Source organism: Streptomyces sp. NPDC048018, assembly GCF_043202995.1.
Classification (GTDB): Bacteria; Actinomycetota; Actinomycetes; order Streptomycetales; family Streptomycetaceae; genus Streptomyces.
In genome coordinates this window covers 1,078,229-1,094,421 of record NZ_JBIDBK010000002.1, presented here as the reverse complement: position 1 = coordinate 1,094,421, position 16,193 = coordinate 1,078,229, and the positions used below count along the sequence as shown (strand labels likewise).

General features: G+C 72.1%; 13 protein-coding genes. 2 read left to right on the top strand and 11 right to left on the bottom strand.

The features are described from left to right. Positions 1-89: 89 nt before the first annotated feature. The 10 genes from ACGF1Z_RS10725 to ACGF1Z_RS10680 all read right to left on the bottom strand — a co-directional run bounded on the left by ACGF1Z_RS10725 (position 90) and on the right by ACGF1Z_RS10680 (position 13,411). Positions 90-1,871: an IucA/IucC family protein gene (locus ACGF1Z_RS10725; RefSeq protein ID WP_393002146.1), complete on the bottom strand. Its 1,782-nt coding sequence runs from the start codon at positions 1,869-1,871 to the stop codon at positions 90-92. Continuing rightward, on the bottom strand, positions 1,868-2,401 hold the full coding sequence (locus ACGF1Z_RS10720; protein WP_393002144.1) for a GNAT family N-acetyltransferase: 534 nt from the start codon (positions 2,399-2,401) through the stop codon (positions 1,868-1,870). Before ACGF1Z_RS10720 ends, ACGF1Z_RS10725 begins: the two co-directional genes overlap by 4 nt. Further along, positions 2,398-3,681 carry a lysine N(6)-hydroxylase/L-ornithine N(5)-oxygenase family protein gene (locus ACGF1Z_RS10715; protein ID WP_393002142.1) on the bottom strand — a complete coding sequence of 428 codons (1,284 nt, stop codon included), beginning with the start codon at positions 3,679-3,681 and terminating at the stop codon, positions 2,398-2,400. The genes ACGF1Z_RS10720 and ACGF1Z_RS10715 overlap by 4 nt, the downstream gene beginning before the upstream one ends. After that, entirely contained in the window at positions 3,668-5,146 is a 1,479-nt protein-coding gene (locus ACGF1Z_RS10710) for a pyridoxal phosphate-dependent decarboxylase family protein (RefSeq protein WP_393002140.1), read from the bottom strand. The genes ACGF1Z_RS10715 and ACGF1Z_RS10710 overlap by 14 nt, the downstream gene beginning before the upstream one ends. Positions 5,147-5,583: 437 nt before the next feature. Then, complete coding sequence (locus ACGF1Z_RS10705) at positions 5,584-6,459, bottom strand: siderophore-interacting protein (RefSeq protein ID WP_393002138.1); 876 nt, start codon at positions 6,457-6,459, stop codon at positions 5,584-5,586. Positions 6,460-6,462: 3 nt separating this feature from the next. Further along, entirely contained in the window at positions 6,463-7,512 is a 1,050-nt protein-coding gene (locus tag ACGF1Z_RS10700) for an ABC transporter substrate-binding protein (protein ID WP_393002136.1), read from the bottom strand. 157 nt (positions 7,513-7,669) lie between these two features. Then, complete coding sequence (locus ACGF1Z_RS10695) at positions 7,670-8,830, bottom strand: acyl-CoA dehydrogenase family protein (RefSeq protein ID WP_393002134.1); 1,161 nt, start codon at positions 8,828-8,830, stop codon at positions 7,670-7,672. A 2-nt stretch (positions 8,831-8,832) separates the two neighbouring features. Next, positions 8,833-9,768 carry a hydroxymethylglutaryl-CoA lyase gene (locus ACGF1Z_RS10690; RefSeq protein ID WP_393002132.1) on the bottom strand — a complete coding sequence of 312 codons (936 nt, stop codon included), beginning with the start codon at positions 9,766-9,768 and terminating at the stop codon, positions 8,833-8,835. After that, positions 9,765-11,783, bottom strand: coding sequence for a biotin carboxylase N-terminal domain-containing protein (locus ACGF1Z_RS10685; RefSeq protein WP_393002130.1), 2,019 nt, complete (start codon positions 11,781-11,783; stop codon positions 9,765-9,767). Before ACGF1Z_RS10685 ends, ACGF1Z_RS10690 begins: the two co-directional genes overlap by 4 nt. A gap of 20 nt (positions 11,784-11,803) precedes the next feature. Then, positions 11,804-13,411, bottom strand: coding sequence for a carboxyl transferase domain-containing protein (locus tag ACGF1Z_RS10680; protein WP_393002128.1), 1,608 nt, complete (start codon positions 13,409-13,411; stop codon positions 11,804-11,806). 100 nt (positions 13,412-13,511) lie between these two features. On the opposite strand from ACGF1Z_RS10680, the gene ACGF1Z_RS10675 reads away from it, so the two are divergent. Next, entirely contained in the window at positions 13,512-14,126 is a 615-nt protein-coding gene (locus tag ACGF1Z_RS10675) for a TetR/AcrR family transcriptional regulator (RefSeq protein WP_393002126.1), read from the top strand. Between the two features lie 34 nt (positions 14,127-14,160). Beyond that, on the top strand, positions 14,161-14,943 hold the full coding sequence (locus ACGF1Z_RS10670) for a phosphatase (protein ID WP_393002124.1): 783 nt from the start codon (positions 14,161-14,163) through the stop codon (positions 14,941-14,943). Between the two features lie 320 nt (positions 14,944-15,263). Here the strand turns inward: ACGF1Z_RS10670 and ACGF1Z_RS10665 are convergent, their stop codons facing one another. Then, positions 15,264-16,184, bottom strand: a complete 921-nt coding sequence (locus ACGF1Z_RS10665; RefSeq protein WP_393002122.1) for a cation diffusion facilitator family transporter — start codon at positions 16,182-16,184, stop codon at positions 15,264-15,266. Between the last annotated feature and the right edge of the window lie 9 nt (positions 16,185-16,193).

Here is a 16,193-nt window from a genome sequence, read left to right as displayed (position 1 = left end):
CGGTGACACAGGGTGATCGCCTGAACGGCGGGGGGAGGGGCGGGCCCCGGCGGAGGACCGTGTCTCCGCCGGGGCCCGCCCCCGGTCCGTCAGGCGAACCGCGCGATCGGGTTCACCAGGTCGCCGACGAGCTGGAGCGCCGCCGACGGGTCCGCGAGGTCCACCATCTGCTTGTTGTCGCGCAGCTGGAGGCGGTTGAGCGCGGAGAGGGCGAAGGTCTCCGCGAACATGTCGTACTGCGCGAAGCGGTCCGCGAGCTCCGGCACGGATTCCTGGTAGCCCCGCACGCACTCCGCCACCACGCGCCAGAAGTCGTCCTCGTCGATGACGCCCTCGGCCGCCAGCGTGGCGCCCAGAAAGCGCAGGAAGCAGTCGAAGACGTCCGTGAAGACGGACAGCAGCTTCATGTCCTCGGGGACCTCGGCGCGGATCCGCTCCACGGCCGGCGGGAGCACCGCTGCCGGGTCCATGACGCAGATCTCCTCGGCGATGTCCTTGAAGATCGCCCGGGACACCGCGCCGTGCTCGTCGAGGACCAGGATCACGTTCTCGCCGTGCGGCATGAAGACCAGGTCGTACGCGTAGAAGCAGTGCAGCACCGGCAGCAGATAGGCGTCCAGGTAGCGGCGCAGCCACTCCGCCGGCGCGAGCCCCGACTCCTCGACCAGGGCGCCCGCGAAGGAGGCGCCCGCGTGGTCGAGGTGCAGCAGCGAGGCCATCGTCGCGAGCCGCTCGCCCTCGGCGAGGGACGGTACCGGGGACTCGCGCCACAGCGCGGCCAGCATCTTGCGGTAGGGCGAGTAGCGGTCGGTGGCGGCCTCGTACTCCAGGTGCCGGTAGCCGACCGCCGCCCGCTCCCGGATGATCGAGAACCGGGCCGCCTTGAGGACCGGGTCGGCCTCGATGAGACCGGCCAGCCAGTCGTTGATCGCCGGCGTGGCCTCCATGTAGGCGGCCGACAGGCCGCGCATGAAGCCCATGTTGAGGACGGACAGGGCCGTCTTCACGTAGTGCTTGGACGGGTCCGAGGTGTTGAAGAAGGTGCGGATCGACTGCTGCGCCAGGTAGGCGTCGGCGCCCTCGCCCAGGTACACCAGGCGCTGCTGGGCGACCTCGGCGGCGAAGGTGACGGACAGCTTGTTCCACCACTGCCAGGGGTGGACCGGGACGAGCAGGTAGTCGGCGAGGTCCAGGCCGCGGGCGGCGAGGACCGCCGCGAAGCCGTCGACGGCCGCGTCGCCGAGCTCGGCCCGGACGAAGGTCTCGTAGTCGATCCCGGCCCCGGCGGTGAAGGTCGTGCGGTCGCGGTGCGCGGCCAGCCACACCAGGTGCACGGGGGCGGCCGCCTCCGGGGCGTAGGCGCGGAACTCGTCGACGCCGAAGCCCAGCCGCCCGTTGTTGGCGACGAAGCAGGGGTGGCCCTCGGTCATCCCGGTCTCGATCGCCTGGAAGCCGGAGCGGGCCAGCTCCACGGCCGTCACGCGCGGCTTGGTCGCCTTGAAGGCCGTGCCGGACAGGGTGGAGGAGATCTCCTCCAGGTAGACCGGTAGGACCTCGTCGCTCAGGCCCAGCGCGCCGCGCAGCTCGGTGATGAACTGCAGGGCGTCCAGCGGGAGCTGCTCGCTGCCGCGATGCCGGCTGATCGACTCCGGGTAGACCTGCCAGTGGTCGAGGGCGAAGCGGTCCGCGGTGAAGCGGTACTCGGTGCGCCCGTCGTCGCTCAGCACCAGATAGCGGCCCTCGCCCAGTTCCTGCGGGTCGAGCAGCCGCTCGTGGGTGAACTCGGCGAGGCCCTTGCGGATCAGGGCGCGGTTGGCGTCGGCCCAGCGCTCGGGGGTGAGGTGGGCGACGGGGTCGGTGAAGGTGCTCATACGGCGGCTCCCGTGGCGGCCTCGAACTGCGCGCGGGTGCAGAAGCTCAGCAGCGCCTTCTTCTCCGGCTTCCGGATCTGCCGCTCGGGCACGAAGCCGACGGCCTCGTTGAGCGCGTGGACGGCGGTGTTGCGGACGTCGGGCTCGACGACCACGCGGGCGGTGGCCGGGTCGGCGAACAGCTCGCGCATCACCGCGGTGATCACGGTGCGGGTGAAGCCGTGCACGGGGGTGTCGGTGGGCGCGACGAGGAAGTGCATGCCGACGTCGCCCGGCTGCGCGTCGTACAGCCCGACCAGCTCGGCCCGGGCGGGGTCGTAGCGCTCCATCAGGAAGGCGGGCGTGCCGTCCACGAGGCCGATGAAGGCGTCGTGGTGCGGGTTCGCGGCGATCGCCATGTACTCGCGCTCGACGTCCTGGAGCCGGAAGCCCTGCATCATCCAGTAGGTCGCCTTGGCGTCGGTGACCCAGGGGTGGATCAGCTCGGCGTCCTGGAGCGGGTCGAGCGGACGTATGTGGACGGTGGTCATACGGCGAACTCCTGGAACGCGATGGTCTTCTCGACGGGGTAGTACTCGGAGCCCAGCATCTCGCCGATGATGTAGGCGTTGCGGTACGCCCCCATGCCCAGGTCGGGCGAGGTGATCGAGTGGGTGTGCACACCGGCGTTCTGCAGGAAGACCCCGCGGCCCGTGGTGTCGACGGAGTAGTTGCGGGCCACGTCGAAGCGGCCCCGGGAGTCCCAGCGGAGGCGGTCGCGGACCGGCTCGAGGAAGGCGGGGACGGCGTACCGGTAGCCGGTGGCGAGGATCAGGCCCTCGGTCTCCAGCCGGAAGTCCTTCTCCTGCTCCTCCTGGCGGAAGCCCAGCGTGTAGCTGCGGGTCGTCTCGTCGTACGCGGCCGAGGTCAGCGCCGCGTTGGTGAGCAGCCGGGTGGGGACCGGTCCGGCCAGGTTCTTCTGGTAGAGCAGGTCGAAGATCGCGTCGACGAGCTCGCCGTCGATGCCCTTGAAGAGGCCCTTCTGCTCGGTCTCCAGGCGGTAGCGGGTCCGCTCGGGGAGGGCGTGGAAGTAGTCCACGTACTCCGGCGAGGTCATCTCCAGGGTGAGCTTGGTGTACTCCAGCGGGAAGAAGCGCGGGGAGCGGGTCACCCAGTTGAGCCGGTAGCCGTGGACGTCGATCTCGCTCAGGAGGTCGTAGTAGATCTCGGCGGCGCTCTGGCCGCTGCCGACCAGGGTGATGGACCTCTTCTTCTGGAGCTCCGCCTTGTGCGGGAGGTAGCGCGAGTTGTGGATGAGGTCGCCGCCGAGGCCCTGGCAGGACTCGGGGACGTACGGCGGGGTGCCGGTGCCGAGCACGATCCGGCGGGCCCGGAAGGTCTGGCCGGCGTCGGTGGCCACCGCGTACAGCTCGGACTCCGCGTCGTACGAGACGCCCGTGACGGTCGTGCCGAAGCGGATCGAGGAGAGCTTCCCGGCGGCCCAGCGGCAGTAGTCGTTGTACTCGGTCCGCAGCGGGTAGAAGTTCTCGCGGATGTAGAACGAGTACAGCCGGCCCTTCTCCTTCAGGTAGTTGAGGAAGGAGTACGGCGAGGTCGGGTCCGCGAGGGTGACCAGGTCCGACATGAACGGCGTCTGGAGGTGGGCGCCCTCCAGGAACATGCCGGAGTGCCACTCGAAGTCCGGCTTGGACTCCAGGAACAGGCCGTTCAGCTCGCCGATCGGTTCGGTCAGGCAGGCGAGGCCGAGGTTGAACGGACCGAGCCCGATGCCGATGAAGTCGTGGGGCCCGGTCGTCTCAGGCGTGGACAAGGTTCTCTCCCAGGTACTGCTCGGCGTGGCCGGCGATCAGATCGAGGACGGCGGCGATGTCGGCCACGGTCGTCTCGGGATTGAGCAAGGTGAACTTCAGGTACTGCCTGCCGTCGACCTTCGTTCCGGCGACCGCGGCCTCGCCGGAGGCGAACAGGGCCTTGCGGGCGTAGAGGTTGGCGCGGTCGATCTCGGCGGGCGAGGTCACGGCCTCGGGGATGTAGCGGTAGACGAGGGTGGACAGCTGCGGTGCGACGACCACGTCGTAGCGCGGGTCGGCGGCGAGCAGTTCGAAGCCGGCCCGGGCCAGGTCGCAGACCTCGTCGAAGAGCTCGCCGATGCCGTCGGCGCCCATGACGCGCAGGGTCATCCACAGTTTGAGGGCGTCGAAGCGGCGGGTGGTCTGGAGGGACTTGTCGACCTGGTTGGGGATCTGCTCGGCGACCCTCGTGGGGGTCCCCCCTGTTCGAGCGGAGCCGAGAGCCTGGGGGAGCGGGTTGAGGTAGTCCGCGTGGTAGGTGGCGTGCCGCAGCGTGGACCCGTCGCGGACCAGGACGGCCGAGGAACTCACCGGCTGGAAGAAGGACTTGTGGTAGTCGACGGTGACCGAGTCGGCCTGCTCGATGCCGTCCAGGAGGTGGCGGCGGGTCGGGGAGGCGAGCAGCCCGCAGCCGTAGGCCGCGTCCACGTGCATCCAGGCGCCGTACTCGGCGGCCAGGGCCGCGATCTCGGGCAGCGGGTCGATGGAGCCGAAGTCGGTGGTGCCCGCGGTGGCGACGATCGCCATCGGGATCAGGCCCTCGGCGCGGCAGGTCTCCAGTTCGGCGGCGAGGACCACGGACTGCATCCGGCGGTCGCGGTCGACCGGGATCGAGATGACGGCGTCGCGGCCGAGGCCGAGCAGGGTGGCCGACTTCTGGACGCTGAAGTGACTGCAGTCGGAGGCGAAGATCCGCAGTTTCGTCAGGTCGGTGGTGCCGGTCTCCTCGCGGGCGAGCAGCAGCGCCTGGAGGTTGGACTGGGTGCCGCCGCTGGTGAACACGCCGTCGGCGAGCGGGCCGAGGCCGATCCGGCCGGCGGTCCAGTCGACGAGCCTGCGCTCGATCAGGGTGCCGCCGGCGCTCTGGTCCCAGGTGTCGAGGGAGGAGTTGACCGCGGAGAGCACGGCCTCGCCGAGGACGGCGGGGATGACGACCGGGCAGTTCAGGTGGGCGAGGTAGCGCGGGTGGTGGAAGTAGACCGCGTCGCGGAGGTAGACCTGCTCCAGCTCGTCGAGGGCCGCAGAGGCGTCCCCGAGCGGTCGGTCGAGGTCGACGGCGTCGACGACGGGGGCGAGGCCGGCGGGGGTGACGCCGGTGAACGGGCCGCGTGTCGTGGCGAGTTTCCTCGCGACCCGCTCGACTCCTTCGGTGACGGAGCGTCGATATGACTCCGCCGTCGTGGCGTTGAGCAGGTGGGAGCGCATGTGGGGGCCCTTCCGGGTGGGGTACGCGGTCGGTCGCGGTCGGTCGCAGTCCGTAAAAGTAAGGTTAGCCTAACCTAACTACGCACACAACAACGGCCCCTCAGCCCGGAAGGGTTGAGGGGCCGTCGGCCCTGTGGGGGGGTGGGGAGGCCCCTGGAGGAGCCGAGGGGGTGAGGAGTCGAAGGGCGAGGAGCCGAGGAGCGAGGAGCGAGGAGCCGAGGGGGCGGGAGAGGCCAGGGGGCCCGGGGGCCGGAGGGGGTCCGGTGGGTCCGGTGGGTCCGGTGGGTCCGGATGGTCCGGATGGTCCGAAGGCCTCGGGAGGAGCCGGGGGTCCGGACCCCCGGGGAGGGCTCGGCGGGGCCCCGGGGTGGACTGGGCGGGCCCCGGGGTGGACCGGCGCGCCCGGGGGAGGGGCTCGGTGGGCCTCGGGGCGGCTGCTACGCCTCTTCCTGCGTCTCGTCCGGGACCTCGCGCAGGGCGTCCTCGGACAGGCCCTTGCGCCAGTAGCCCACGAACGTGACCCGCCGCCTGTCGAGCCCGCGCTCGCGCACGAAGTGCCGGCGCAGCGCCTTCACGACTCCGGACTCGCCCGCGATCCAGACGTACGGGTCGGCGCCCGGCAGCTCGGCGGCCGCTATCGCCTCGACGGCGGAGGGCGCGCCCTCCTCGCGGACCAGCCAGGTGACGGTCGCGTCGGCCTCGGTCACCGGCTCCGTGCGGTCGCCGGAGAAGGGGACTTCGAGGTAGACGTGGGCGCGGGTCTCGGCCGGCAGCCACTCCAGGATCGCCGACACGGCCGGCAGGGCCGTCTCGTCGCCCCATATGAGGACCGAGTCGGCGTCCTCCGGGAGCCGGAAGCGCACGCCGGTGTTGTCGGCCACGGCCGGTCCGAGGACGACCACCCGGTCGCCGGGCTTCGCGTGCTGGGCCCAGCGGCAGGCGGGGCCGACGCCCGCCGCGCCGGCGGCCGGGGGCGCCGCGTGGACGGCGAAGTCGATGTCGATCTCGGCCACGGGCTCGGTGCGCTGCGCGCGGACGGTGTACGAGCGCATCACGGCCCGCTCGTCGTGCGGCAGGGCCCGGTAGGCGCCCAGGATCGCGTACATGTCCGGATCGTCCAGCGGTGGCAGCACCGGGGCGTCCTGGCCGGGGTGCGGCAGGAAGAGCGAGAGCGACTGGTCGCGCCCGCCGGAGGCGAAGTCCTTCAGGTCCGCACCGGTGAAGGTGACGCGGACGAGGGACGGGCCGAGCCGCCGCGTCCTGTCGACCTGGAGGGAGAAGAACCGGAAGGGGGCGGTCTCGGCGTTCGTCATGGGTCAGGACACCTTCCTGGCGTTCTCGAGGGCCTTGGCCAGGTCCTCCAGCAGCGGGGCGCACTTGGCGTACGAGTAGATCGGCTCGGTGACGCGCGGGATGACCTGGCCGGCCTTGACGGCGGGCAGCGCGGCCCAGGTGGGCTTGGCCTTCAGGGCCTCGGGCTGCAGGGCCGAGGTGCGGTTGTCCAGCATGATGATGTCGGCCTGGTACTTGTCGACGTTCTCCCAGCTCAGGCCCTCGAACCAGCCGCCCTGGTCGAGCTTGGCCGGCGTGATGACGTTGACGCCCAGCTCCTTGAAGTAGAGCGTGTCGGTCGGGCGGGCCGGGGTGGAGACGTAGAAGAGGTCCGGGGAGCCGGAGCCGATGAGGACCTTGATGTCCTTCTTGCCCTGCGCGGCCTTGCGCACCCGCTCCGCGGCGGCCTCGAAGCGGGCCTTGTCCGCCTTGATCCGGGCGGTCTGCACGTCGGCGCCGAGCGAGGCGGCGAGGTCGGCGTGGCGCTGGAGGACGGCCGGCATGGACTTGTCGGCGGCCCACAGGGCGACGCTCGGCGCGATCTTGAGGATCTTGTCCTTCTGCTCGGCCGGGACGTACCAGAGGTCGTTCTTCTCCCACATGTCGGTGACGAGGAGCTCGGGCCGGAGCTTGAGGTACTCCTCGATCTTGAACTCGCCCCAGACGTTGCCGATGATCTCGACCTTCCTGACGTCGAGGTCACCGGCCTGGACGTCCGGGGTCTCCGCGCCGGTCTTCGGGTCCTTGACCGTGGTCGGGCCGAAGACGCCCTTGACCTCGATGCCGAAGTCCTTCAGGGCGGCGGCGGTTCCGGTGAAGGCGACGATGTTCTTCGGGACGGACTTGGCCTGGACGGCGGTGCCGCGGTCGTCGGTGAACGTCCACGGGCCGCCCTTGTCGCCGGCCTTGGTCGAGTCGCCGCCGCCCTTGGTGCCGCTGCCGCAGGCGGCGAGCGCGGCGCCGAGCCCGAGGGCGCCGCCCGCGGCGAGCAGACCGCGACGGGTGAGGGAGGTGGCTCGGGCGGTGCTGGGCATGGCGAAGTCGCTTTCGGTACGTGCCGGGGTCGGCCTGGGCAAGTCGAAGGTAGGTTAGCCTAACCTCAGTCTGATCAACAGGGGCGGGGCGGTGCGGGAACGCGGGAGCCCGCCACCCCGGTCGGGGTGACGGGCTCCGGAGCCTGTGGCGGGAGGATCAGCCGGACAGGCCCAACTCCCGGGCGATCAGCATCCGCTGGACCTCGCTCGTGCCCTCGCCGATCTCCAGGATCTTGGAGTCGCGCCACATGCGGGCCACCGGATACTCGTTCATGAAGCCGTAGCCGCCGTGGATCTGGGTGGCCTCGCGGGCGTTGTCGACGGCGACCGTGGACGAGTACAGCTTCGCCAGCGCCGCCTCCTTCTTGAACGGCTCGCCGAGCACCAGCCGCGAGGCCGCGTCGCGCCAGCCGACCCGGGCCATGTGGGCGCGCATCTCCATGTCGGCGATCTTGAACTGGATGGCCTGGTTCTCACCGATCGGACGCCCGAAGGCGTGACGTTCCTTCGCGTACTTCACCGACTCGTCCACGCAGCCCTGCGCGAGGCCCGTGGCGAGCGCCGAGATGGCGATCCGGCCCTCGTCCAGGATCCGCAGGAACTGCGCGTAGCCGCGGCCCTCCTCGCCGAGCAGGTTCTCCACCGGGACGCGCACGTCGTCGAAGGAGAGCTCGCGGGTGTCGGAGGCGTTCCAGCCGACCTTCGAGTAGGGCGCGGCGACCGTGAAGCCCGGGGTGCCCGCGGGGACGATGATCGAGGAGATCAGCGGACGTCCGTCCGCCTTGCGGCCGGTGACGGCGGTGACCGTGACCAGGCCGGTGATGTCCGTACCGGAGTTGGTGATGAAGCACTTGGAGCCGTTGATGACCCAGTGGTCGCCGTCGCGGACGGCGGTGGTGCGGGTGCCGCCCGCGTCCGAGCCGGCGCCCGGCTCGGTCAGTCCGAAGGCGCCGAGCAGCTCGCCGGAGCACAGCCTCGGCAGCCACTCCTGCTTCTGCTCCTCGGTGCCGAAGCGGTAGACCGGCATCGCGCCGAGCGAGACGCCCGCCTCCAGGGTGATGGCGACCGAGGAGTCCACCCGGGCCAGCTCCTCCAGCGCGATGCCGAGCGCCAGGTAGTCGCCGCCCATGCCGCCGTACTCCTCGGGGAACGGCAGGCCGAACAGGCCCATGCGGCCCATCTCGCGGACGATCTCGTACGGGAACTCGTGCCGCTCGTAGTAGTCGCCGATCTTGGGCGCCACGACGTCGTGGGCGAACTCCTCCACCGTGCGGCGGAGTTCCTCGTGCTCTTCCGAGAGCCGGTGATCGAGGGACATGACTAGGACTCCTTGTGGGAGAGCGCGCGAACGGTACGGGACGGGCTCGGGCGGCCCAGTTGGTCGGCCATCCAGCCGCTCGTGGCGGTCAGGGCGGTCAGGTCGACCCCGGTTTCGATGCCGAGGCCCTGAAGCATCCACACCAGGTCCTCGGTGGCGAGGTTCCCGGTGGCGGACTTGGCGTACGGGCAGCCGCCGAGGCCGCCCGCGGAGGCGTCGACGGTGGTGACGCCGTGCCGGAGCGCGGCGAGCGTGTTGGACAGCGCCTGCCCGTAGGTGTCGTGGAAGTGCACGGCGAGCCGGGAGGTGGGCACCCCCGCCTCGCCGAGCGCCGTGAGCAGCGCCTGGACGTGCCCCGGGGTGGCGACGCCGATGGTGTCGCCGAGGCTCAGCTCGTCGCAGCCCATGTCGGCGAGCGCCTTCGTGACCCGGACGACCTGCTCGATCGGGACGGCGCCCTCCCAGGGGTCGCCGAAGCACATCGACAGATAGCCGCGGACGGTGAGGCCCGCCTCTATGGCCCGGGTGACGACCGGCCGGAACATCGCGAGCGCCTCGTCGACGGTCCGGTTGAGGTTGGCCCGGGCGAAGGACTCGGTGGCCGAGGCGAAGACGGCGACCTCACGGGCGCCGAGATCGAGCGCACGGTCGAGCCCGCGCTCGTTCGGCACGAGGACCGGAAGCCGCACCGGCAGACCGCTCACCTGGGGGAACAGCTGCTCGGCGTCGGCCAGTTGGGGCACCCACCTGGGGTGCACGAAGCTCGTCGCCTCGACCGTCGACAGGCCGGCGGCGGCGAGCCGCCGGATGAACTCGGCCTTCACGTCGGTCGGGACGGCCGTCTTCTCGTTCTGCAGGCCGTCGCGGGGCCCCACCTCGTGGATCCGGACCCGCGCGGGGAGCGTGGGGTCGGACACGGTCATCGGCAGGCCGTTCATGCCGCCTCCTCGTCGTCGCGCGGGGTCACCACGGCCAGGATCTGGTCCATGGCCACGGTCGTGCCGGGCGTGACGTCCAGCTCGGTGACGGTGCCGGCGTGCGGGGCGGAGATGACGTGCTCCATCTTCATCGCCTCGACGACCAGCAGACTCTGTCCCGCCTCGACCTCGTCCCCGACGGCCACCTTCACGACCGTCACGGTCCCGGGCATGGGCGCGGCCAGCGTGTCCGCCCCGCCGTGCCGGGCGCCGCTGAGGGCGGCGGCCACCGCGTCGTGGTCGAGGACGTGCCAGGAGTCGCCGTCCCGGCCCAGCCACAGCCCCTCCGGAGAGGACGCCACGGCGAAGCGGTGCGTGACGCCGTCGACGGCGACCACCAGCTCGGAGCCGCCGGCCTCGCCGGCCAGCGCCGCCGACACGACGCCGTCCTCGTCGCCCGGCACGGCCTCGCCGAGCAGCAGCTCGGCGGACGCCGCCCCGCCACGGACCCGGACGGTCACCGGCTCGTGTCCGGGCACCCGGAAGTCCAGTGCCGTCCAGGCGGGGGTGCCGCCCAGACGCCAGCCCGTACGGGTGTCGAAGGGGTCCGACCAGGCGCGGCCGGGCGCCGCCGCGGCCGCCGGGAAGTGGCGCAGCAGCGCCGCCGCCGCGTACACCTCCCGCGGGACCGCGCCGTCGACCAGGCTGTCCGCGTCCCGCTCCACCAGACCGGTGTCCAGGTCGCCGCTGACGACGTCCGGGTGGGCCAGCAGACGGCGCAGGAAGCCCGCGTTGGTGGGGACGCCGAGGGTGACCGTGCCGGCCAGGGCGGCGCGGAGCCGGCGCAGGGCCGTCGGGCGGTCCGGCGCGTGGACGATGACCTTCGACAGCATCGGGTCGTAGAGGGACGAGACCTCGGTGCCCCGGGCGAGGCCCGAGTCCGTGCGGACCCCGGCACCCTGCGGCTCGTTCAGCGCGAGGACCGTGCCGCCGGACGGCAGGAAGCCGCGCGCCGGGTCCTCCGCGCAGATCCGCGCCTCGATCGCCCAGCCGTCCAGCCGGACGTCCTCCTGGGCGAACGGCAGCGGCTCGCCCGCGGCGACCCGCAGCTGCCACTCCACCAGGTCGAGGCCGGTGATCAGCTCCGTCACCGGGTGCTCGACCTGGAGGCGGGTGTTCATCTCCATGAAGTAGTACGAGGACGGGTCGCCGCCCGGCACGATGAACTCGACCGTGCCCGCGCCGACATACCCGCAGGAGCGGGCCGCGTCGGCCGCCGCCGCGCCCATCGCCGCCCGGATCTCCGGGGTGAGCAGGACGCTCGGTGCCTCCTCGATGATCTTCTGGTGGCGGCGCTGCAGCGAGCACTCGCGCTCGCCCAGGTGCAGCACGTTGCCGTGCGCGTCCGCCAGGACCTGGATCTCGATGTGCCGCGGCCGGTCGATCCACCGCTCCACGAGCAGCGTGTCGTCGCCGAACGAGGACCGGGCCTCGCGCCGCGCCGCCGCGATCTCGTCCTCCAGGACGGCCAGGTCGCGCACCAGGCGCATGCCCTTGCCGCCGCCGCCCGCGCTCGGCTTGAGCAGCACCGGCGCGCCGAGCTCGCGGGCGGCGTCGACGATGTCGGGGTCGGCCGCGCCGGGGACCACGGGCACGCCCGCCGCCTGCACGGTCTGCTTCGCCCGGATCTTGTCACCCATCAGCGCGATCGCCTCGGGGGACGGCCCGATGAAGACCAGGCCCGCCTCCGCGCAGGCCCGCGCGAAGCCGGCGTTCTCGGCGAGGAAGCCGTAGCCCGGGTGGACGGCCTGCGCGCCGGTGCGCCGCGCGGCGTCGAGCAGGGCGGGGACGGAGAGATACGACTCGGAGGCGGCCGGCGGCCCGATCCGTACCGCCGTGTCCGCCTCGCGCACGTGCCGGGCGTCGGCGTCGGCGTCGCTGTACACGGCCACCGAGCGGACGCCCGCCTCCCGCAGGGTGCGGATGACCCGGACGGCGATCTCGCCCCGGTTGGCCACCAGGACGGTGTCGAACATGTGCTGCATCCTCTGGGTCCTCACATCCGGAAGACGCCGAACTGGGGGTCACCCAGGGGCGCGTTGGCACAGGCGGTCAGGGCGAGACCGAGCACCTGCCGGGTCTCCATCGGGTCGATGACCCCGTCGTCCCACAGCCGGGCCGTCGCGTAGTAGGCGCTGCCCTGCGTCTCGTACTGCGCGCGGATCGGGTCCTTGAAGGCCTCTTCCTCCTCGGTGCTCCACGCGTCGCCCAGCTGGTCGCGCTTGACCGTGGCGAGCACGGACGCGGCCTGCTCGCCGCCCATGACCGAGATCTTGGCGTTGGGCCACATCCACAGGAAGCGGGGGGAGTAGGCCCGGCCGCACATGGAGTAGTTGCCCGCGCCGTACGAGCCGCCGATGACGACCGTCAGCTTCGGCACGCGGGTGGTGGCCACGGCCGTCACCATCTTGGCGCCGTGCTTGGCGATGCCGCCGTGCTCGTACGCCTTGCCGACCATGAAGCCGGTGATGTTCTGCAGGAACAGCAGCGGGATGCCGCGCTGGTCGCACAGCTCGATGAAGTGGGCGCCCTTCTGGGCGGACTCGGCGAACAGGATGCCGTTGTTGGCGACGATGCCGACCGGGTGGCCGTGGATCCGGGCGAAGCCGGTGATCAGGGTCTGCCCGTACTCCGCCTTGAACTCCTGGAAGCGGGAGGCGTCGACGATTCGCGCGATCACCTCGCGCACGTCGTAGGGGGTGCGGGAGTCGACCGGCACCGCGCCGTACAGGCCCGCCGGGTCGACCTTCGGCTCCTCGGCCGGCTCGACCGACCAGGGCAGCGGGCCGCGCTCGGGAAGCGTCGCGACGATGTTCCGGACGATCCGCAGGGCGTGGGCGTCGTCCTCGGCCAGATGGTCGGTGACGCCGGAGATCCGCGAGTGGACCTCGCCGCCGCCGAGCTCCTCGGCCGTCACGACCTCACCGGTCGCGGCCTTCACCAGCGGCGGGCCGCCGAGGAAGATCGTGCCCTGATTGCGCACGATCACGGCCTCGTCGCTCATCGCCGGGACGTACGCGCCGCCCGCCGTGCAGGAGCCGAGGACCGCCGCGATCTGCGGGATGCCGGCGCCCGACATGCGGGCCTGGTTGTAGAAGATCCGGCCGAAGTGCTCCCGGTCCGGGAACACCTCGTCCTGCATCGGCAGGAAGGCGCCGCCGGAGTCGACCAGGTAGAGGCAGGGGAGACGGTTCTCCAGTGCCACCTCCTGGGCGCGGAGGTGCTTCTTCACCGTCATCGGGTAGTACGTGCCGCCCTTGACGGTGGCGTCGTTGGCGACGATCACGCACTCCCGGCCGGAGACCCGGCCGATGCCCGCGATCACGCCGGCCGCCGGGGCCTGGTCGCCGTACATCCCGTTGGCCGCGAGCGGGGCCAGCTCCAGGAAGGGCGAGCCGGGGTCGAGCAGTGTGTCCACACGGTCGCGCGGCAGCAGCTTGCCGCGCGCGGTGTGCCGGGCGCGGGCCCGCTCGCCGCCGCCGAGGGCGGCCGCGGCGAGCTTGGCGCGCAGCGTGGCGGCCAGCTCGTGATGGGCCGCCTCGTTGGCCTGCCAGGCCGCCGAGGCGGGATCCGCCGCGCTCGTCAGCACAGGTGCCTGGTGCATCCGTCGAGCTCCCTTGCTCGGTCGGTCCACTCGGGTTAATGAGCGTTAACGTATGGCCTCAGGTTAACGAGCGCTAACCGCATTGTCTAGAATCGAATCCATGACCACGACGCCGACCCCGACCGGCCGGACCGACGCCCCGACGCGACGCGAGCAGATCCTCAAAGAGGCCGCGCGTCTCTTCGCCGAGCGCGGCTTCCACGGCGTCGGCGTCGACGAGATAGGAGCCGCCGTCGGCATCAGCGGTCCCGGGCTCTACCGGCACTTCCCCGGCAAGGACGCGATGCTCGCCGAACTGCTCGTCGGCATCAGCGAGCGGCTGCTCGACGGCGGCCGGCTCCGGGTCGCCGAATCCGACGGGGACCCGCGCGCCGTGCTCGGCTCCCTCATCGACGGCCACATCGACTTCGCCCTCGACGACCGGCCGCTCATCACGCTCCACGACCGCGAGCTCGACCGCCTCAAGGACGAGGACCGCAAGCGCGTCCGGCAGCTCCAGCGGCAGTACGTCGAGCTGTGGGTCGCCGTCGTCCGCGACCTGTACCCGGCGGCCGGGGAGTACGAGGTGCGCGCCGCCGTCCACGCCGTCTTCGGACTCCTCAACTCCACCCCGCACCTCGGCGCCCCGCTGGGCCGCACCCGGATGGAGGCCCTGCTGCGCGGCCTCGCCCACGGGGCGTTCGGCTCGCTGGGCGACGGTCGGGGCTCCGCCTAGGAACCCGGGCCCGGCGCCCGGCAGAATGGGCGCCATGCCGATACTCAGCCGCGCCGCCCTCGTCGAGCACCTCGTCCGGACCCGTATCGCCGGGGACGTCGCCACACCGCGCGACAACAACCTCAGCCACTACCGGAAGCTCGCCAACGGCGACCGGCACTACTGGCTCGGCCTGGAACTCGGCGACCGGTGGACCGACGAGCAGGACGTGCTCGCCGTCATGGCCGAGCGGTGCGGAGTCGTCGACGACCCGGCGCACCGCACCGGACAGGACACCATCGACCCCGAGCTGACCGTCGACGCCCTCGACCGCATGGCAGCCCGCCTCGCCAAGGCCGCGGCCGCGAAGGAGCGCGTGCTCTTCGCGACCGGCCACCCCGGGGCCCTGATCGACGCGCACTCCCGGGTCGCCGGCGCGCTGCGGGCGCGCGGGTGCGACATCGTCCGCATCCCCGGCGGCCTCACCGCCGACGAGGGGTACGTCGTGCAGTTCGCCGACGTCGCCGTCTTCGAGCGGGGCGCCAGCCTCTGGCACACGCACTCCCCGGAGCCGATGAACGCGGTCCTCGACGGCCTGGAGGCGGTCGGCGAGCCGGCGCCGGACCTCGTGGTCGCCGACCACGGATGGGCGGGGCGCGCGGCGCAGCGGGGCGTGGACTCGGTGGGCTATGCGGACTGCAACGACCCGGCGCTGTTCCTCGCGGAGGCGGAGGGGACGATGCAGGTCACCGTGCCCCTCGACGACCACGTCCTGGACCCGCGCTCCTACGAGCCGCTCACCGCCTATCTCCTGGACACCGCGGGCCTGCTCTCCTGACGGGCCCGGCACCTACCCTCGCCCCTCGCCCCTCGCCCGTCTGCCGCCTGCCCGCCTGCCGCGTGCCGCAGGCGCCGGCCCCCCGCGGTGGATGCTCCGACCGCTCCGTGGGGCGTTCCCGCCCTGTGGGGCGTCGCGTAGAAACCCCTCGTCGAGCGGGGGCCGCCGGCTCCGCGGGGGAGGGGGTGTCCGGACTGCGAGCTCCACTTCGCTTCGCTCGTGGAGGTCGCCGCCACGTCCGGACACCCCCTCCCCCGCGGAGCCACCGGCCCCCTTCCCGCCGTCGTCGGGTGCGGGGCAGGGGCGGACCGGGTGGGGGGTCACGCGCGCCCTGGTGTCGGGTCGAGGTAGACGCGGCGGATCGACGGGAAGCGGGTGCGGAGGCGGGTCTCGGCCGCGTCGCAGGCCCGCTCGATCTCGGCCGCCGTCGACACGTCCCGGAAGTCGACCTTCGCCGCCACCATCACCTCGTCCGGGCCCTGGATCAGCGTCGTCAGGTCCAGGACGCCGACCACGTGGTCCACGGCCAGCAGCTCCGCGCGGACCTGGTCGCGCATCGGGCGGGGGAGCGGGCGGCCGATCAGGAGCTCCGCGTTGGCGCGGCCCAGCACCCAGGCCACGTAGGCGAGCAGCAGGCCGATCAGGACGGAGGCGACGCCGTCCCAGACGCTCGAACCGGTGATCTCGACGCCGAGCAGGCCGCCGGCGGCCAGCATGAGGCCGGCCAGGGCGGCCGAGTCCTCCATCACGACCGCCTTGACGGTGGTGTCGGGCGTGAGGCGCAGATAGCGGCTGAACGGGGTCTTCTTGCGCGCCGCCTCGCTCTTCACCTGTCGGACGGCCGTCCGGAGGCTGAAGCCCTCGAGGACGAACGCGATGCCGAGGACGACGTACGAGACGAGGGGGTCGCCCACCTCCTCGCCCGCGACGAGGGTGTGGACGCCGTCGTAGAGGGAGAAGACCGCGCCGCCCACGAAGGTGGCGACGGCGGCGAGCATCGCCCACACGTACCGCTCGTTCGCGTACCCGAGCGGATGGTCCTCGTCGGCCGGCTTCTCGCTCCGTTTCAGGGCGGTGAGCAGCATGAACTCGGTGACGGTGTCGGCGAGCGAATGGGCCGCCTCCGACAGCATCGCGCTGGAGCCGCTGATCACGCCCGCGACGGCCTTGGCGGCGGCGATGCCCAGGTTGGCCATCGCCGCCACGATCACTGTGAAGGTGCTCTCGCCCTGTTCCGCCATGAAGCGGAC